The following is a 15,868-nucleotide window of genomic DNA, read 5'->3' on the forward strand; positions in this document are numbered from 1 at the left end:
CACATTGGTTTGTGACACGGCTGAAAAATCAGCCCGCCATCTCCAGCCGGTTACGACCTTCGCGCTTGGCCACATACAACGCACTGTCTGCCCGCCGCAACAGGCTTTCGGCGGACTCGCCGGGCAACAGGGTCGAACAGCCGAGGCTGACCGTCAGCAGGATCCTGTGACCATCGGCCAGGTACTCTTCAGACTGCGCTGCAAACCGCAGCCGCTCACCGACCAAGGCCGCGGCCTCGCGACAGGTATTCGACAGCAGGATCAGGAACTCCTCGCCACCATAGCGGAACACCATGTCCACGTTGCGCAGCTGGTTTTTGATCGAGGTGGCGACCGCCTTGAGCACGTCATCGCCAGTGCTGTGGCCATGGGTATCATTGACCAGCTTGAAATGATCGATGTCCAGCATCAGCACCGACAACGGTTGCAGATGGCGCCGGGACAGCTCGATTTCCCTTTGCAGCGTCTGGTCCATGGCGATGCGGTTTCCGGCGCCCGTCAGCGGGTCGCGCAGTGCGCTTTGGGTGGCGGTACGGTAAAGCAGCGCATTGCGCATCGGGAAAAGCAGCGCGGCCAGCAGTGATTCGAGGTGGCCCTGTTCTTGTTCGCTGAAACGCTGATTGCGACGGAAGATCAGCTCACCCAGATGTTCGCCTTCGTGGCTGAGGCTGTAACTGATGGAGTGGTGGCCGCGCTGGCCGAACTCCAGGCGCAGGTCACTGCTCTTGTGCTGGTAGCACAAGGCGTCCAACGGCACCAGCCGCTGAATCTCGCGATAGAACGTCCCAAGAATGCGCTGAGGCTCCAGACTGGTTTGCAGCTGCAGGCTCAGTTGCTGGCGCAATTGCGCAAGACTGACAGGTCTTTCCAGAAGGGGCGGCTGCTGACCAAAGCCCAGGCGCTGCAATTTGGCGCTATCGAAGTCAATTGCGTTGGTCTGGGAAGGTGGTTTCATAAGGCGTGCGCCCCTAAGCAGTAAGGCTGTCTTACAAGCAGGGTGAGAGCGGCTTAGGGCTGCGCGTCGTACTGGTCCGTCAGTCCCGTAGGACATTTCGTACAAGTTTAATCCGCTTTGTAGAAGATGAGTAATCTCTGCACTCAAGCTCCACCCCCCTGTCTGCTTTCACGTTACGTGTCTGAGCAAACTTAGAGCGAAAGTCGTGCCATTCGGTTCATCCGAATAAAAGCTGTGTTAAATCAACTGGTTGTTGTTTGTCTGCTACCTGTATGGCGCAGTGTGTGACGTTTATTTGACAAGTGCCTGGTTCGAATCCGAGAGCCTTCGAGTGCCGCGACAGGAAGCTGGCGCGGCACCAGAAAGCGACGTACGGTCGTTACTGGGCGTTGAACGCCTGGCCATTGATACCAGTGCTGTCCGGGCCCATCAGGTAGAGGTAGACCGGCATGATCTCCTCGGGCGTCGGGTTGTTCAGTGGGTTTTCACCCGGGTAAGCCTGGGCGCGCATGCTGGTGCGGGTGGCGCCCGGGTTGATGCTGTTGGAACGTACCGGGGCCACGGTATCGACTTCGTCAGCCAGGGTTTGCATCAGGCCTTCAGTGGCGAACTTGGAGACGCCGTAAGCGCCCCAGTACGCACGTCCCTTGCGACCGACGCTGCTGGAGGTGAACACCACCGAGGCATCCTGCGACAGCTTGAGCAGCGGCAACAGTGTGCTGGTAAGCATGAACATGGCATTGACGTTGACTTGCATGACCCGCATGAAGTTTTCGCCGGAAAGCTGCTCGATCGGCGTGCGCGGGCCGATGATCGAAGCATTGTGCAGCAGGCCGTCGAGATGCCCGAATTCGCTTTCGATCATGGCTGCCAGTTCATCGTATTGATGGGGCAGGGCGGTTTCGAGGTTGAACGGGATCACCGCCGGTTGTGGATGGCCGGCGGCTTCGATTTCGTCGTAGACCTGGGTCAGGTTGGCTTCGGTCTTGCCCAGCAGCAGCACGGTTGCGCCGTGGGCTGCGTAGGTTTTTGCCGCTGCGGCGCCGATGCCGCGTCCTGCGCCGGTGACCAGAATGACCCGATCCTTGAGCAGTTCGGGGCGGGCGGAATAATCAAACATAAAAAACCTCTTCAAAGACCTGCATCGAACCTGTGGCGAGGGAGCTTGCTCCCGCTCGGCTGCGAAGCAGTCGTAATCTTTTAATAACGGTTCCCGAGAAGGCGCATGCATAGGCAGAGGGGTCGCTTCGCGACCCAGCGGGAGCAAGCTCCCTCGCCACAAAAGCAGGTACCCACGTCAAGCAATCTGGCTCAGCAACTGCAAAGCGCGCTATCAAGCACCTTGCGCAACTCCAGCGGATGATCGACCACCACGTCAGCCCCCCAATGCCGCGGGTTGTCATCCGGGTGGATATAGCCGAAGGTCACGGCGGCAGTCTTGGTGCCGGCATCGCGGCCCGACTCGATGTCGCGCAGGTCATCGCCGACGAACAGCACGCTGGCCGGGTCCAGGTCGAGCATCTTGCAGGCCAGGATCAACGGTTCCGGGTCCGGTTTGCTGTTCTTCACATGATCCGGGCAGATCAGCAGCGCCGAGCGTTCAGCCAGCCCCAGCTGTTGCATGATCGGCTCGGCGAAGCGCAGCGGCTTGTTGGTGACCACGCCCCAGATCAGGTTGGCCTTCTCGATGTCCGCCAGCAGTTCGCCCATGCCGTCGAACAGCTTGCTGTGGACTGCACAACCGACGAGGTAGCGCTCCAGAAACTCCAAGCGCAGTTCCTCGAACCCCGGCGATTCCGGGTCCATGGCGAAGGTCACCGCGACCATCGCCTTGGCGCCGCCGGAAATCTCGTCGCGAATGTGCTTGTCGTTAATCGGTGGCAAGCCACGGTCGGCACGCATCGCCTGACAGATGGCAATGAAGTCCGGCGCGGTGTCGAGCAGGGTGCCGTCCATGTCGAAAAGAACTGCTCTGATTGGCATCGGCTTACTCCTCGCGCAGGGTCTGGATCATGTAGTTGACGTCCACGTCGGCCGCCAGCTTGTAGTGCTTGGTCAGCGGGTTGTAGGTCAGGCCGATGATGTCCTTGACGGTCAGGCCAGCCATGCGGCTCCAGGCGCCGAGTTCGGAAGGGCGGATGAATTTCTTGAAGTCGTGGGTGCCACGCGGCAGCAGCTTCATGATGTATTCGGCGCCGACGATGGCGAACAGGTACGCCTTCGGGTTGCGGTTGATGGTCGAGAAGAACACCTGGCCGCCGGGCTTGACCATGCGGAAGCAGGCACGGATGACCGACGACGGGTCCGGTACGTGCTCAAGCATTTCCAGGCAGGTGACCACGTCGAACTGCTCGGGCATTTCCTCGGCCAGGGCTTCGGCGGTGATCTGCCGGTATTCGACGCTCACGCCCGACTCCAACTGATGCAGCTGGGCAACTGCCAACGGCGCTTCGCCCATGTCGATACCCATCACGGTCGCACCGCGTTGGGCCATGGCTTCGCTGAGGATGCCGCCGCCGCAACCGACGTCGAGGACTTTTTTACCGGCCAGGTTGACCCGCTCGTCAATCCAGTTGACCCGCAGCGGGTTGATGTCGTGCAGCGGTTTGAATTCGCTTTCACGGTCCCACCAGCGATGGGCCAGGGCCTCGAATTTGGCGATTTCGGCGTAGTCGACGTTGCTCATGGTTTAAGTCCTCTAAAACTTGAAAAATCCTGTTGCCCCGGATTGTGCTCCAGGGTGCTTACGATTCGGTGCGGCCGCTGATGCGCTGGCCCCAGGCCTTCGCGACAGTGACAAGCTGTTGTTCATCCAGGCGTGTCAGGCGACGGTCGTCGAGCAACTGCTTGCCGGCAACCCAAAGGTGTTTCACGCAGTCCCGGCCGGTGGCGTATATAAGCTGCGAAACCGGGTCGTAGACCGGCTGCTGGGCCAGGCCGGAGAGATCGAAAGCCACCATGTCCGCCGCTTTGCCGATTTCCAACGAGCCGGCTTCGGCCTCAATACCCAATGCCCGGGCACCATTGAGGGTGGCCATGCGCAAGGCGCGATGGGCATCCAGCGCGGTGGCCGAGCCGGCGACAGCCTTGGCCAGCAGGGCCGCGGTGCGGGTTTCGCCGAGCAGGTCCAGGTCATTGTTGCTGGCCGCGCCATCGGTGCCGACCGCGACATTGACCCCAGCCTCCCACAAACGCTCGACCGGGCAGAACCCGCTGGCCAGCTTCAGGTTCGACTCCGGGCAATGAATCACATTGCTGTTGCTTTCTACCAGCAGTGCCAGGTCTTCTTCGCTGATCTGGGTCATGTGAACCGCCTGGAAGCGCGGCCCCAGCAAGCCCAGGCGCGCCAGCCGGGCCAGCGGTCGTTCACCGCGCTGCTCGACCGATTGCTGCACTTCAAACGCCGTTTCATGCACGTGCATGTGGATCGAGGCGTCCAGTTCCTCGGCGATCACCCGGATTTTTTCCAGGTTTTCGTCACCTACGGTGTAGGGCGCATGGGGGCCGAAGGTGATTTTTATGCGCTCGTGATGCTTGAGATCGCCAAACAATTCGACGCCCTGACGAATGGCTTCGTCCGCCGTAGCGGCGCCCGGAATGGGGAAGTCGAGGATCGGAATCGCGATCTGCGCACGAATGCCGCTGTTGTGCACGCGCTCGCTGGCAACCTTCGGGAAGAAGTACATGTCAGAGAAACAGGTGATGCCGCCTTTGATTTGCTCGGCGATGGCCAGATCCGTGCCGTCGCGCACGAAGTCCTCGTCGACCCACTTGGCTTCGGCGGGCCAGATGTGGTTTTCCAGCCAGGTCATCAATGGCAGGTCATCGGCCAGGCCACGGAACAGCGTCATCGCCGCGTGCCCGTGGGCATTGATCAGGCCGGGGCTGAGCAACATGTCGGGCAATTCGCGGGTTTCGGTTGCGTTAAGCTTCAGCGCGGCGGAACGTGGGCCGATAAACACGATGCGTCCATCACGGATGCCCACGCCATGTTCCTTGAGCACAACACCAGCAGGTTCGACGGGTACCAGCCAGGTCGGCAGCAATAACAGGTCGAGCGCAGCGGCAGTGTTCGGCATCGAGGGTCGGTTCCAGTGCTTTTGTATAGGATGGCGAAGTATACCCGAGCGTCTTCGCGGGGGGATCGCTATAATCGGCGGCTTTTGTTCATGAGTGCGGGGTGAGGGATGCGCGATCGACTGTTGGCTGCGGAAAAGGTGAAGGCCATCGATTGGCGTGATGGCGCTCTCCATCTGCTGGATCAGCGCATTTTGCCGTTCGAGGAAACCTGGATCGCCTACACCAGCGCTGCTGGCGTGGCCGAGGCCATTCGCTCGATGGTGGTGCGCGGTGCTCCGGCGATTGGTATCAGTGCGGCTTATGGCATCGTACTGGCTGCCCGTGCCCGTATTGCCGAAGGTGGTGACTGGTACGCGGCGCTGGAAGAGGATTTCATGCTGTTGGCCGATTCTCGTCCTACCGCGGTCAACCTGTTCTGGGCGCTGGGTCGCATGCACGACCGGCTTGATCGCCTGAAAGACAATGCCGATCCGCTGGCGGTGCTGGAGGCCGAGGCTATCGCCATTCATGAAAGTGATCGCGAAGCCAACCTGACCATGGCCCAGCTGGGTGTGGACCTGATCCGCAAGCATCAGGGCAACGCCCAGGCGATCCTGACCCACTGCAACACCGGCGCGCTGGCCACGGGCGGCTTTGGCACGGCGTTGGGGGTGATTCGTGCAGCATTCATCGAGGGTATGGTCGAGCAGGTCTATGTCGACGAAACCCGCCCATGGCTACAGGGCTCGCGGCTGACCGCGTGGGAACTGGCCAATGAAGGCATTCCAGTAACCCTCAATGTCGATTCTGCCGCGGCGCATATCATGAAGACCAAAGGCCCTACCTGGGTCATCGTCGGCGCTGACCGGATTACCGCCAACGGCGACGTGGCGAACAAGATCGGCACCTACCAACTGGCGGTCAACGCCATGCACCATGGCGTGCGCTTCATGGTGGTGGCGCCGAGTTCGACCATCGACATGAATCTGGCAAGTGGCGATGAGATCCCGATTGAAGAGCGTGATGGTCGCGAGTTGCTGGAGGTCGGCGGCAAGCGCGTCGGGGCTGATGTTCATGCCTTTAACCCGGTGTTCGACGTGACGCCGGCGGATCTGATCGATGCGATCGTCACCGAAAAAGGCATTGTAGAACGCCCGGATACGGCGAAAATGGCGCAGTTGATGTGCCGTAAACGTCTGCATTGATAATCTTTGGTGTCTGGTAAGCCGCCATCGCGAGCAAGCTCGCTCCCACAGGTTTTGTGACCGCCGCAGGACACTGTGGGAGCGGGCTTGCCCGCGAAGAGGCCCTTAAAGCCAACAAATCAGCCCGAATCAGCCACAAATTCTCCATTCAACACAGCTCTAAGCCTCTCTCGTCCCCTTCAAGCCTGTCACCGGTCAACTAACTACTCTCCATGCGCATCTGGGGGATAGGTGCGTGGCGGCTCTTGTGATAACATCCGGCGGTTTCCAGGGTTGCCCCAAGTGGCGACCCGTACTGCACAGATCCATGGCATAACTCGTTGATTTGTTGTAAGCCAATGCATGGCACTGAGCCTGCAGCGGCGAGCTTCGTTGGTCCTGACGAAGTTTCACCAGAAAAAGGAATCAGGCTTCTCATGGGCGAACTGGCCAAAGAAATCCTCCCGGTCAATATCGAAGACGAGCTGAAGCAGTCCTACCTCGACTACGCGATGAGCGTAATTGTCGGGCGGGCACTGCCGGATGCGCGCGATGGCTTGAAGCCCGTGCACCGGCGCGTGCTGTTCGCGATGAGCGAGCTGGGCAACGACTTCAACAAGCCGTACAAGAAATCTGCCCGTGTTGTCGGTGACGTGATCGGTAAGTATCACCCGCACGGTGATACCGCGGTGTACGACACCATCGTTCGGATGGCGCAGCCATTCTCCCTGCGCTACCTGCTGGTAGACGGCCAGGGCAACTTCGGTTCGGTGGACGGCGACAACGCTGCGGCCATGCGATACACCGAAGTGCGCATGACCAAGCTGGCGCACGAGCTGTTGGCTGACCTGCATAAAGAAACCGTGGACTGGGTGCCGAACTACGACGGCACCGAAATGATCCCGGCGGTCATGCCGACCCGTATTCCCAACCTGCTGGTCAACGGCTCCAGCGGTATCGCCGTGGGCATGGCGACCAACATTCCGCCGCACAACCTCGGTGAAGTCATCGACGGTTGCCTGGCGCTCATCGACAATCCAGAGCTGACTGTCGACGAGCTGATGCAATACATCCCCGGTCCGGACTTCCCGACCGCCGCGATCATCAACGGTCGCGCCGGCATCATCGAAGCCTACCGCACCGGTCGCGGTCGCATTTACATGCGCGCCCGCTCGATGATCGAAGACATCGACAAGGTCGGTGGCCGCCAGCAGATCGTCATCACCGAACTCCCTTACCAGTTGAACAAGGCGCGTCTGATCGAGAAGATCGCCGAACTGGTAAAAGAGAAGAAGCTCGAAGGCATCACCGAACTGCGCGACGAGTCCGACAAGGACGGTATGCGCGTCGTGATCGAATTGCGTCGCGGCGAAGTGCCTGAGGTCATCCTCAACAACCTCTACGCCCAGACCCAGCTGCAAGCGGTGTTCGGTATCAATATCGTTGCGCTGATCGACGGCCGTCCACGGATCCTGAACCTCAAGGACCTGCTGGAAGCCTTCGTTCGTCACCGTCGCGAAGTCGTTACCCGCCGTACCGTGTTCGAGCTGCGTAAAGCCCGCGAACGTGGTCACATTCTGGAAGGTCAAGCGGTTGCCCTGTCGAACATCGACCCGGTCATCGCCCTTATCAAGGCCTCGCCAACGCCGTCGGAAGCCAAGGAAGCGCTGATCAGTACTGCCTGGGAATCCTCTGCCGTGGTGGCCATGGTCGAACGTGCCGGTGCCGACTCTTGCCGTCCAGAAACCCTGGACCCGCAATACGGCCTACGCGACGGCAAATACTTCCTGTCGCCAGAACAGGCGCAAGCCATTCTGGAACTGCGTCTGCACCGTCTGACCGGTCTGGAACACGAAAAACTGCTGGCCGAGTATCAAGAGATCCTCAACCAGATCGGCGAACTGATCCGCATCCTCAGCAGCGCCACGCGTCTGATGGAAGTGATCCGCGAAGAGCTGGAAGTGATCCGCGCCGAGTACGGCGATGTGCGTCGCACCGAGATCCTCGATGCCCGTCTCGACTTGACCCTGGGTGACATGATCCCGGAAGAAGAGCGCGTCGTGACCATCTCCCACGGTGGCTACGCCAAGACCCAGCCATTGGCTGCGTATCAGGCTCAGCGTCGTGGCGGTAAAGGCAAGTCGGCGACCGGCGTCAAGGATGAGGACTACATTGCTCACCTGCTGGTTGCCAACAGCCACACCACGCTGCTGCTGTTCTCCAGCAAGGGCAAAGTGTACTGGCTGAAAACCTACGAAATTCCGGAAGCGTCCCGCGCTGCCCGTGGTCGTCCGCTGGTCAACCTGCTGCCGCTGGACAGTGATGAATACATCACCACCATGCTGCCGGTCGAGGAATACACCGAAGGTCACTTCATCTTCATGGCGACTGCTAAAGGCACCGTGAAGAAGACCCCGCTGGAATCCTTCAGTCGTCAACGCAGCGTCGGTCTGATCGCGCTGGAGCTGGACGAAGGTGACGTACTGATCTCTGCCGCCATTACCGATGGCGAGCGCGAAGTCATGCTGTTCTCCGACGGCGGCAAGGTTACCCGTTTCAAGGAAACCGACGTTCGCGCCATGGGCCGTACCGCTCGCGGTGTCCGCGGCATGCGTCTGCCGGAAGGTCAGAAGCTGATTTCCATGCTGATCCCGGAAGAAGGCAGCCAGATCCTCACCGCTTCGGCGCGTGGCTACGGCAAGCGCACGGCGATCACCGAGTTCCCTGAGTACAAGCGTGGCGGCCAGGGCGTTATCGCCATGGTCAGCAACGAGCGTAACGGCCGTCTGGTCGGTGCAGTCCAGGTACTCGATGGCGAGGAAATCATGCTGATTTCCGACCAGGGCACCCTGGTGCGTACCCGTGTCGACGAAGTGTCCAGCCTGGGTCGTAACACTCAGGGCGTGACCCTGATCAAGCTGGCCAACGACGAAACACTGGTCGGGCTGGAGCGGGTTCAGGAGCCGTCGGAAGTCGAGGGTGAAGAGCTGGAAGGTGAAGAGGGTGAAGGGTTTGTCGGGGAAGTCGTGATCGACGACGTTGCCGAAGACCAACAACTCGACGCCGCCGCTGACGAAGAACCACAGGAATAAGCGGGTAAGCAGGGGGCGGATGAAAATTCGCCCCCTTGTTGTTTGTCCCTTTGAATAATTATGTCCCTTCTGTAGGAGCGAGCTCGCTCGCGATGGACGTTAACGATAACGCGGGAAGCCTGGCATCCCGCGGCGTCCTCAGGTTTTTCGCGAGCAAGCTCGCTCCTACAGGGTGTCGATTGATGTTGCGATTTATTGCGTGATACCACCAAATCAGAGCGAGATTGGATGTGAGCAAGAGAGCCTATAACTTCTGTGCCGGTCCTGCGGCGCTTCCCGAAGCTGTCCTGCAGCGCGCCCAGGGTGAACTCCTCGACTGGCACGGCAAGGGTCTGTCGGTCATGGAAATGAGCCATCGCAGTGATGAGTTCGTGTCCATCGCCACCAAGGCCGAGCAGGATCTGCGTGATCTGCTGAATATCCCCTCGAACTATAAAGTGCTGTTTCTGCAAGGTGGCGCCAGCCAGCAATTCGCTCAGATTCCTCTGAACCTGTTGCCGGAAAACGGCTCGGCCGACTATATCGATACCGGTATCTGGTCGCAGAAAGCCATCGAAGAAGCTTCGCGCTACGGCCATGTCAATGTTGCCGGCACCGCCAAGCCTTACGACTATTTCGCCATTCCCGGCCAGAACGAATGGAAATTGTCGAAAGACGCGGCCTACGTTCACTACGCGCCGAACGAAACCATCGGCGGCCTGGAGTTCCAATGGATTCCCGAGACCGGTGATATCCCGCTGGTCGCCGACATGTCCTCGGACATCCTGTCGCGCCCGGTGGATGTTTCGCGCTTCGGCATGATCTACGCCGGCGCCCAGAAAAACATCGGCCCGAGTGGTATCGTGGTCAACATCGTTCGCGAAGACCTGCTGGGTCATGCGCGCTCCATTTGCCCGACCATGCTCAACTACAAGGTCGCGGCCGATAACGGTTCGATGTACAACACCCCGCCGACCCTGGCCTGGTACTTGTCTGGCCTGGTATTCGAGTGGCTCAAGGAGCAGGGCGGCGTCGAGGCCATCGGCAAGCTCAACGAAGTCAAGCAGCGCACGCTGTATGGCTTCATCGATGCCAGCGGCCTGTACAGCAACCCGATCAACAAGTCGGACCGCTCGTGGATGAACGTGCCGTTCCGCCTGGCTGATGATCGTCTGGACAAGCCGTTCCTGGCCGGTGCCGACGAGCGTGGCCTGTTGAACCTCAAGGGGCACCGTTCCGTGGGTGGCATGCGCGCCTCCATCTATAACGCCGTCGACATCAACGCCGTCAATGCGCTGGTTTCGTACATGGCAGAGTTCGAGAAGGAACACGGCTAATGTCTGAGCAAGAACTCAAGGCACTGCGCCTGCGCATTGATGCCCTGGACGAAAAGGTCCTGGAACTGATCAGTGAGCGTGCGCGCTGCGCCCAGGAAGTCGCGCGAGTAAAGATGGCCTCGCTGGCCGAAGGCGAAGTGCCGGTGTTCTATCGTCCTGAGCGCGAAGCTCAGGTGCTCAAGCGTGTCATGGAGCGCAACCAGGGGCCGCTGGGCAACGAAGAGATGGCGCGGTTGTTCCGCGAAATCATGTCGTCGTGCCTGGCGCTCGAGCAGCCGCTGAAAGTGGCTTACCTCGGCCCTGAAGGTACGTTCACCCAGGCGGCGGCCATGAAGCACTTCGGCCACGCGGTGATCAGCAAGCCGATGGCGGCGATCGACGAAGTGTTCCGTGAAGTGGCGGCGGGGGCGGTGAATTTTGGCGTGGTGCCGGTGGAGAACTCTACCGAAGGCGCGGTCAACCACACCCTCGACAGCTTCCTTGAACACGACATGGTGATCTGCGGCGAAGTCGAGCTGCGTATCCACCATCACCTGTTGGTCGGTGAAAACACCAAGACCGACAGCATCAGCCGCATCTACTCCCACGCCCAGTCCCTGGCCCAGTGCCGCAAGTGGCTGGACGCCCATTACCCGAATGTCGAGCGCGTGGCGGTGTCCAGCAACGCCGAAGCGGCCAAGCGGGTCAAGGGTGAGTGGAACTCGGCGGCGATTGCCGGCGACATGGCGGCCGGCCTGTACGGCTTGACACGTCTGGCCGAAAAAATCGAGGACCGCCCGGATAACTCCACGCGTTTCCTCATGATCGGCAACCAGGAAGTGCCGCCGACCGGCGACGACAAGACCTCGATCATCGTTTCGATGAGCAACAAGCCGGGTGCGCTTCACGAGTTGCTGGTGCCGTTCCACGACAATGGCATCGACCTGACGCGAATCGAGACTCGTCCGTCGCGCAGCGGTAAATGGACCTACGTGTTCTTCATCGACTTCGTCGGCCACCACCGCGACCCGCTGGTCAAGGGTGTGCTGGAAAAGATCAGTCAGGAAGCAGTGGCACTCAAGGTGCTGGGTTCCTACCCGAAAGCAGTTCTCTAAGGGGCGGTAGCAAATGAGTGGCAATTTCCTCGCTCTGGCACAGCCGGGCGTGCAACAACTTTCGCCTTACGTTCCGGGCAAGCCCGTGGACGAACTGGCACGTGAGCTGGACCTCGATCCAGCCAGCATCATCAAGTTGGCGAGCAACGAAAACCCGCTGGGCGCCGGCCCCAAGGCGCTGGCGGCGATCCGCGATGCGCTGGCCGAGCTGACCCGTTATCCGGACGGCAACGGTTTTGCCCTCAAGAGCCTGTTGGCCGAGCAGTGCCGCGTCGAACTCAACCAGGTTACGCTGGGCAACGGTTCCAACGATATCCTGGAGCTGGTTGCGCGTGCCTACCTGGCGCCGGGCCTGAATGCCGTGTTCAGCGAGCATGCGTTCGCGGTCTACCCGATTGCCACCCAGGCTGTCGGCGCGCTGGCCAAGGTGGTTCCGGCCAAGGATTGGGGGCATGACCTGCCTGCCATGCTGGCGGCGATCGATGCCAACACCCGCGTGGTGTTCATCGCCAACCCGAACAACCCGACCGGGACCTGGTTCGACGCCGAGGCGCTGGATGAATTCCTGCAGGATGTGCCGGAGCATGTGCTGGTCGTACTGGACGAGGCTTACATCGAATACGCCGAAGGCAGCGATCTGCCGGATGGCCTGGACTTCCTGGCGGCTTATCCGAACCTGCTGGTTTCCCGCACCTTCTCCAAGGCCTATGGCCTGGCGGCGCTGCGCGTGGGTTATGGCTTGTCCACGGCGGTGGTCGCAGACGTGCTGAACCGTGTACGCCAGCCGTTCAACGTCAACAGCCTGGCCTTGGCTGCGGCCTGTGCGGCGTTGAAGGACGAAGAGTATCTGGCGCAAAGCCGTCAGTTGAACGAGTCCGGCATGCAGCAACTGGAAACCGGTTTCCGTGAGCTGGGGCTGAGCTGGATCCCGTCCAAGGGCAATTTCATTTGCGTCGATCTCGGTCAAGTCGCGGCCCCGGTGTTCCAGGGCTTGCTTCGTGAAGGCGTGATCGTGCGTCCGGTGGCCAACTACGGTATGCCGAACCACCTGCGCATCACCATTGGCCTGCCGGCAGAGAACAGCCGCTTCCTGGAAGCGCTGACCAAGGTTCTGGCTCGTGGTTGATGTCACTGCGCTGCAATCTGCTGAGCCTATGATCGGTCGCCTGGTGGTGGTCGGTCTCGGTTTGATCGGCGGTTCGTTTGCCAAGGGTTTGCGTGAAAGCGGTCTGTGCCGCGAAGTGGTCGGAGTCGATCTCGATCCACAATCGTGCAAACTCGCGGTTGAGTTGGGTGTGGTGGATCGCTGCGAGGAGGACCTGGGCGTTGCTTGTCAGGGCGCCGACGTCATCCAGCTGGCGGTGCCGATCCTGGCCATGGAAAAAGTGCTCGCGCGTCTGGCGGGCATGGATCTGGGGCAGGCGATCCTGACCGATGTCGGCAGTGCCAAGGGCAATGTGGTGCGTGCGGCCACCGAAGCATTTGGCAAGATGCCGTCATGCTTCGTGCCGGGGCACCCGATTGCCGGTTCAGAGCAGAGCGGGGTGGAAGCCTCCAATGCCGAGCTGTTCCGTCGCCACAAAGTGATCCTGACGCCGCTGGATCAGACCGATCCGGCAGCCTTGGCGGTAGTCGACCGCTTGTGGCGCGAGTTGGGTGCCGATGTCGAGCACATGCAGGTCGAGCGTCACGACGAAGTGCTGGCCGCGACCAGCCATCTGCCGCACTTGCTGGCGTTCGGCCTGGTCGATTCGTTGGCCAAGCGCAATGAAAATCTTGAGATCTTCCGTTACGCTGCGGGCGGTTTCCGCGATTTCACAAGAATCGCCGGAAGCGACCCGGTCATGTGGCACGACATCTTCCTCGCCAACCGCGAAGCTGTCCTGCGCACACTCGATACATTTCGCAGCGATCTCGACGCATTGCGCGACGCGGTCGATGCAGGGGATGGGCACCAATTGTTGGGCGTTTTCACTCGCGCCCGGGTTGCCCGCGAGCATTTCAGTAAAATCCTGGCCCGCAGGGCCTATGTGGACGCTATGAATTCCAACGATCTGATTTTCCTGGCTCAACCTGGTGGCCGCCTGTCCGGTCGGATTCGCGTACCGGGTGACAAATCGATTTCCCACCGTTCGATCATGCTTGGCTCCCTGGCCGAAGGTGTCACCGAAGTCGAAGGTTTCCTGGAGGGCGAAGATGCCCTGGCGACCTTGCAGGCGTTCCGTGACATGGGCGTGGTCATCGAAGGTCCGCACCACGGTCGCGTGACCATTCACGGCGTCGGCCTGCATGGCCTGAAGCCGGCACCGGGCCCGATCTACCTGGGCAACTCCGGTACTTCGATGCGTCTGCTGTCCGGCCTGCTGGCTGCGCAGAACTTCGACAGCACCCTGACCGGCGACGCTTCGCTGTCCAAACGCCCGATGAATCGCGTGGCCAACCCGCTGCGTGAAATGGGCGCGGTAATCGAAACCGCCGCTGAAGGTCGCCCTCCGATGACCATTCGTGGTGGCAACAAGCTCAAGGGCCTGACCTACACCATGCCGATGGCCAGTGCCCAGGTTAAGTCCTGCCTGCTGCTTGCCGGCCTCTATGCCGAAGGCAGGACCACGGTTACCGAGCCTGCTCCGACCCGCGACCATACCGAGCGCATGCTCCGTGGCTTCGGCTACCCGGTAACGGTCAATGGTGCGACCGCATCGGTCGAGTCCGGCAATAAACTGACCGCGACCCACATCGAGGTACCGGGCGATATTTCGTCTTCGGCGTTCTTTCTGGTGGCGGCATCGATCGCCGAAGGTTCGGAGCTGGTGCTGGAGCACGTCGGCATCAACCCGACCCGTACCGGTGTGATCGACATCCTGCGCCTGATGGGCGCCGACATCACTCTGGAAAACCAGCGTGAAGTGGGTGGCGAACCGGTGGCTGACTTGCGCGTACGTGCAGCTAAACTCAAAGGTATCGAGATTCCCGAGGCGCTGGTCCCGCTGGCGATCGACGAGTTCCCGGTGTTGTTCGTCGCCGCGGCCTGTGCCGAAGGGCGCACCGTGTTGCGAGGCGCCGAAGAGCTGCGGGTCAAGGAGTCGGATCGCATCCAGGTCATGGCGGATGGTTTGCTGGCGCTGGGCGTCAAGTGCGAGCCAACCCCGGATGGCATCATCATCGACGGCGGCCAGATCGGCGGCGGTGAAGTGCACGGTCATGGTGATCACCGTATTGCCATGGCGTTCAGCGTTGCTTCGCTGCGCGCCAGTGCGCCGATCCGCATTCATGATTGCGCCAACGTCGCGACGTCGTTCCCGAATTTCCTGGCGCTGTGCGCACAGGTCGGTATTCGCGTGGCACAAGAGGCACAGTCGTGATCAACATTGCACCGGTCATCACTATTGATGGGCCAAGTGGTTCGGGCAAGGGTACGGTAGCCGGGATTCTGGCCAAGCGCCTGGGCTGGAACCTGCTGGATTCCGGTGCGTTGTACCGATTGCTGGCCTTCGCCGCGCATAACCACGGTGTCGACCTGACCAATGAAGAGCTGCTGAAGAAACTCGCCGCTCATCTGGATGTGCAGTTCATCGCGGCGACGGACGGTCAGTTGCAACGCATCATTCTGGAAGGTGATGAAGTCAGCGATGTCATTCGCACCGAAAGCGTCGGTTCCGGCGCTTCCCAGGTGGCTGCGCTGCCCGCTGTACGCGAGGCGCTGCTGCAGCGCCAGCGAGCCTTTCAGGAGGCGCCGGGCCTTGTGGCGGATGGTCGCGACATGGGCACAGTGGTTTTTCCTGACGCGCCGCTGAAGATTTTTCTGACCGCCAGTGCCGAGGAACGGGCGCGCCGTCGATATTTGCAGTTGAAGGGCAAGGTCGAGGGTGTTAGTCTGTCGAGTCTGCTAGATGAGATACGTGCGCGCGATGAGCGTGACACCCAGCGAGCGGTAGCCCCGCTCAAACCGGCGGCTGACGCCATACAGCTGGATTCCACGGAATTATCCATCGACCAGGTGCTGGAACGCATCATGAGCGAGATCGCCATTCGCGATATCGCCGGGTGACCAAGAAGGCCGCAGGGGACCAGTCATAGTCCTGCGGTGGCTTCTTTTAAATGAAACTAACCCACACCGTCTGGGGTGTGGAGATGGGCGTATTCTTCGCCCTCATCAACAGGAATTAAA

General features: G+C 60.6%; 12 protein-coding genes. 7 read left to right on the plus strand and 5 right to left on the minus strand.

Annotation, left to right across the window (positions count from 1 at the left end):
• Positions 1-28 precede the first annotated feature (28 nt).
• From KGA96_RS22590 to KGA96_RS22610, 5 genes are all read right to left on the minus strand, one after another.
• The gene (locus KGA96_RS22590) at positions 29-955 is read right to left on the minus strand and encodes a GGDEF domain-containing protein (RefSeq protein ID WP_046042594.1); all 927 of its coding nucleotides are present in this window, start codon (positions 953-955) and stop codon (positions 29-31) included.
• A gap of 379 nt (positions 956-1,334) precedes the next feature.
• Positions 1,335-2,075 carry a YciK family oxidoreductase gene (locus KGA96_RS22595; protein WP_007999919.1) on the minus strand — a complete coding sequence of 247 codons (741 nt, stop codon included), beginning with the start codon at positions 2,073-2,075 and terminating at the stop codon, positions 1,335-1,337.
• A gap of 191 nt (positions 2,076-2,266) precedes the next feature.
• Positions 2,267-2,938, minus strand: a complete 672-nt coding sequence (mupP, locus tag KGA96_RS22600; protein ID WP_046042597.1) for an N-acetylmuramic acid 6-phosphate phosphatase MupP — start codon at positions 2,936-2,938, stop codon at positions 2,267-2,269.
• A gap of 4 nt (positions 2,939-2,942) precedes the next feature.
• Entirely contained in the window at positions 2,943-3,641 is a 699-nt protein-coding gene (ubiG, locus tag KGA96_RS22605; RefSeq protein ID WP_046042598.1) for a bifunctional 2-polyprenyl-6-hydroxyphenol methylase/3-demethylubiquinol 3-O-methyltransferase UbiG, read from the minus strand.
• A gap of 58 nt (positions 3,642-3,699) precedes the next feature.
• Positions 3,700-5,034 carry a TRZ/ATZ family hydrolase gene (locus KGA96_RS22610; protein WP_223515012.1) on the minus strand — a complete coding sequence of 445 codons (1,335 nt, stop codon included), beginning with the start codon at positions 5,032-5,034 and terminating at the stop codon, positions 3,700-3,702.
• Between the two features lie 108 nt (positions 5,035-5,142).
• Here KGA96_RS22610 and mtnA point away from each other — a divergent pair, with 108 nt between their 5' ends.
• From mtnA to cmk, 7 genes are all read left to right on the plus strand, one after another.
• Positions 5,143-6,219, plus strand: coding sequence for an S-methyl-5-thioribose-1-phosphate isomerase (gene mtnA / locus KGA96_RS22615; RefSeq protein ID WP_046042600.1), 1,077 nt, complete (start codon positions 5,143-5,145; stop codon positions 6,217-6,219).
• Between the two features lie 416 nt (positions 6,220-6,635).
• Complete coding sequence (gyrA, locus tag KGA96_RS22620; protein ID WP_046042601.1) at positions 6,636-9,290, plus strand: DNA gyrase subunit A; 2,655 nt, start codon at positions 6,636-6,638, stop codon at positions 9,288-9,290.
• Between the two features lie 230 nt (positions 9,291-9,520).
• A complete protein-coding gene (gene serC, locus KGA96_RS22625) occupies positions 9,521-10,606 on the plus strand; it encodes a 3-phosphoserine/phosphohydroxythreonine transaminase (RefSeq protein WP_046042602.1) in 1,086 nt (361 codons plus the stop codon).
• Positions 10,606-11,700, plus strand: coding sequence for a prephenate dehydratase (pheA, locus tag KGA96_RS22630; protein WP_007939916.1), 1,095 nt, complete (start codon positions 10,606-10,608; stop codon positions 11,698-11,700). Before serC ends, pheA begins: the two co-directional genes overlap by 1 nt.
• A 13-nt stretch (positions 11,701-11,713) precedes the next feature.
• Positions 11,714-12,826 carry a histidinol-phosphate transaminase gene (hisC, locus tag KGA96_RS22635; RefSeq protein ID WP_046042603.1) on the plus strand — a complete coding sequence of 371 codons (1,113 nt, stop codon included), beginning with the start codon at positions 11,714-11,716 and terminating at the stop codon, positions 12,824-12,826.
• A gap of 28 nt (positions 12,827-12,854) precedes the next feature.
• Positions 12,855-15,062 (plus strand): bifunctional prephenate dehydrogenase/3-phosphoshikimate 1-carboxyvinyltransferase, encoded by a 2,208-nt coding sequence (locus KGA96_RS22640; RefSeq protein ID WP_046042604.1) that lies wholly within the window; start codon positions 12,855-12,857, stop codon positions 15,060-15,062.
• Positions 15,059-15,748, plus strand: a complete 690-nt coding sequence (gene cmk, locus KGA96_RS22645; protein ID WP_007985391.1) for a (d)CMP kinase — start codon at positions 15,059-15,061, stop codon at positions 15,746-15,748. The genes KGA96_RS22640 and cmk overlap by 4 nt, the downstream gene beginning before the upstream one ends.
• Positions 15,749-15,868 lie beyond the last annotated feature (120 nt).

This window comes from Pseudomonas sp. GL-R-26 (assembly GCF_019947365.1).
Classification (GTDB): Bacteria; Pseudomonadota; Gammaproteobacteria; order Pseudomonadales; family Pseudomonadaceae; genus Aquipseudomonas.

What these genes read in the sequence shown, in the direction of transcription:
- KGA96_RS22590 (WP_046042594.1), bottom strand. Translation starts at nt 955, where the DNA reads ATGAAACCACCTTCCCAGACCAACGCAATTGACTTCGATAGCGCCAAA.
- KGA96_RS22595 (WP_007999919.1), bottom strand. Translation starts at nt 2,075, where the DNA reads ATGTTTGATTATTCCGCCCGCCCCGAACTGCTCAAGGATCGGGTCATT.
- ubiG (WP_046042598.1), bottom strand. Translation starts at nt 3,641, where the DNA reads ATGAGCAACGTCGACTACGCCGAAATCGCCAAATTCGAGGCCCTGGCC.
- pheA (WP_007939916.1), top strand. Translation starts at nt 10,606, where the DNA reads ATGTCTGAGCAAGAACTCAAGGCACTGCGCCTGCGCATTGATGCCCTG.
- hisC (WP_046042603.1), top strand. Translation starts at nt 11,714, where the DNA reads ATGAGTGGCAATTTCCTCGCTCTGGCACAGCCGGGCGTGCAACAACTT.
- KGA96_RS22640 (WP_046042604.1), top strand. Translation starts at nt 12,855, where the DNA reads ATGATCGGTCGCCTGGTGGTGGTCGGTCTCGGTTTGATCGGCGGTTCG.
- mtnA (WP_046042600.1), top strand. Translation starts at nt 5,143, where the DNA reads ATGCGCGATCGACTGTTGGCTGCGGAAAAGGTGAAGGCCATCGATTGG.
- KGA96_RS22610 (WP_223515012.1), bottom strand. Translation starts at nt 5,034, where the DNA reads ATGCCGAACACTGCCGCTGCGCTCGACCTGTTATTGCTGCCGACCTGG.
- gyrA (WP_046042601.1), top strand. Translation starts at nt 6,636, where the DNA reads ATGGGCGAACTGGCCAAAGAAATCCTCCCGGTCAATATCGAAGACGAG.
- mupP (WP_046042597.1), bottom strand. Translation starts at nt 2,938, where the DNA reads ATGCCAATCAGAGCAGTTCTTTTCGACATGGACGGCACCCTGCTCGAC.